A 2,492-nucleotide genomic window follows, 5' to 3' on the forward strand; every position below is an offset into this window, starting at 1 on the left:
ACCTGCGCACCGCTGCGGCGATCGCCACCCCGGTCGAGCGTTCGCTGCAGCGGTTGGCGGAACTGGAGCACGGGCAGCCGCAGCCGCCGTCGCCGGCATGGGCGCAGACGCACGCGCGCGGCGAACCGGAGGCCCCGCGCCTGGCGCTGAGATGATGAGGAACCGGGACCGGAGGGCAATGTTCCGGCGGCAATTGAATCTTGGGCCTCCTCCGCGTCCCTCCGTCATTCTCCGACTCGCTGCTCGCGGCCTTCCGCGCCGTGCCCGGCGCTGGGTGCAGCACGCTGCGCATCCCCAGTCCGACCGCACGCGCTTGCCATCCCGCGGGTTTTGCAGTGCAATACCCCCCGCCATGCCGGACGCACGGCGACGGCCATCCACGCCACCATCTGCCGAAGGGACTCGCGATGCCACGCTTCCGCCGTCACCCCCTGTCCGTCCTGTCCGCGCTGCTGGTCCTCGGCTGCGCCGCTGCCCGGCCGGCCGATGCCCCGCCGGCCGCGGCCGACCCGCTCGAGCGTCTGCCCGAACTGCCTGCCATCGCACGGCCGGCACCGTTTGCGCTGGAGCGGGCGATGGGGGCGGAGTGTTTCTATCCCGGGCGTCCGGACCGTCCCTTCAGCACCACTTCTCAGGTCATGCGCACCGGGTACTGCTTCGGACCGATGCCGCGGCACATGGCGAAGGCGTGGCGGGCGATCGCACCGAAGCTGCCGAGACAACCGGCGTTTGCCGCGGAGGGGCCGTTCGAGCGGGTGAGCTATCGCCTCGTGCCGGGCTTCGGCGCCCGGCCGGACGTGCTCGTGGATCTGGGCGAGACATCCGATGCGTTTCTGGTGCTGCGCTCGTTCGAGGGCCGACGGCCGGAGGACACGGTGTATGCGGTGTGGACCGAGTCCTGCAGAGCCCACGTGATCTGTCCGGGAGCCGTCTACGGTCGGCAGGTATTCCGGCTCGAGGCCGACGGACAGGCCCGGGACGTCACCGCGGCGGTGATGCCGCTGCCGCCCTCGCCCACAGCGCTCGAACAACGCGTCATGGAGGAGTACGGCGTCAGCGAGCCGTTCGAACTGCTGGACAAACTGGCGGAGACATCCACCACGCGCTGGGTGACCGAGTATGACCCCGTGGATCCGCCGCCGTCCGAATACCCACGAGTATGGGACGGGCATTTCGGATTCGTGATCTGGGACGGGGCGCGGTTCGAACTGCGCGAGCGGGTACCGCGGGCGCTGTGGCCCTGCGCGCCTTGGCGTCACAGCCGCCGTGATGCTTTCGGTCCTTGTCACAGCTTCGGCGACCTGCGGCCCGGGTCGCGGTGGATCGAGCTCGATGGAGAGATGGCAGGCAAGGGGGCTGAGCGATGAGCCGCGATCAAGCTTTTGACATCCGCGCCAGCGCCGATGAGGTGGTCCGCCTGGCGCAACAGGGACAGATGCTCGAAGCGCTGCAGCGGCTGGAGCAGCGCCGGGCCGCGCAGCCGCCGGCGATCCAGGAGGCGTTGGACCGCTACGTGGTCGCCTTCGCGGGCGACCGCCTCGCGGCCGGGGCGCACGATGCCCGGCAGGCGGGCCTCGGCCCTGCGCTCGAGCGACTGGATGCCGCGCGCGGGGTGCCGCGTCTGCCCGATCACCGAACCGAAGTGGAAGTCCTCACGAAAGCGCAGCAATACGACATCTACGCCAGCATCGCCCGCGTGCGGGGCAACGGCGCGATCGCACGCGCGCTCGATCGCGCGGAGGAACGCGTCATCCTCGGCCTGCGGCAGGAGACCGACACCCGGGCTTCTGCCACCCGAGGGCATCCGGACCGGCAGGAGCCGGACGATCCAAGCACGCCCCTCGACGAGTCCTCACGGGGCACGGGGGTCTACGACGACCGCATCGTGGTGCTGTGGACCGACGCGCAGGGCGGACGGAATCTGGAGGCTGCCCCGCGGGCCAGCACCGAACCGACCGCACAATACGACCACCGTGCGGGCCACCGGGGGCATCCACCCGCCGCCGGTTACGAGAGCATCAAGCCGCGCAGAATCCAGGGAGAGGATGCCAACCGCGATGGTCTGCGCGACCTCGGCCGCCTGCGCGAGGGCATCTATGAGCTGCAGCCAGCCACCCACCCGGTGAGCAGGGAGTGGAATGCCACGGGCGTGGATCGCGCGCTGCGCCCCACGGCGGCCGCCGTGCAGCGCGGGGCGGGGCAGGTGGAGCGCGACACCAACGGCGATGGCTGGTTCACCGCCACCGACGTCAAAGGTCGCCAGCCCCTCAACAACTCGTTCAAGATCCACCGCGGTTCGCTCGGCAGCACTGATTCGGCCGGCTGCCAGACGATTCATCCGCGCGAATACGATGCCTTCATGGATGCCGTCCACGGCAACCCGCGCCAGACGACGTGGCAGTACGTCCTCACCTCCACGCGCGGCGGCGGGGAACTGCAGCAGCAACCCGTGCGCGTGCCACCACCGTTCGAGGGCACACGCCAGCCGCATC

2 protein-coding genes are annotated in these 2,492 nt (G+C 70.5%); both read left to right on the forward strand.

What is annotated here, in order from left to right; genetic code table 11:
* The first annotated feature begins 407 nt into the window (after nucleotides 1–407).
* Complete coding sequence (locus tag FPV26_RS12485) at nucleotides 408–1,367, forward strand: hypothetical protein (RefSeq protein WP_147654199.1); 960 nt, start codon at nucleotides 408–410, stop codon at nucleotides 1,365–1,367.
* On the forward strand, nucleotides 1,364–2,492 hold a 1,129-nt coding region (locus tag FPV26_RS12490), incomplete at its 3' end, for a hypothetical protein (RefSeq protein ID WP_147654200.1). The genes FPV26_RS12485 and FPV26_RS12490, both read left to right, overlap by 4 nt.

Origin of the sequence: Vulcaniibacterium gelatinicum, assembly GCF_008033445.1 — a bacterium.
Classification (GTDB): domain Bacteria; phylum Pseudomonadota; class Gammaproteobacteria; order Xanthomonadales; family Xanthomonadaceae; genus Vulcaniibacterium_B; species Vulcaniibacterium_B gelatinicum.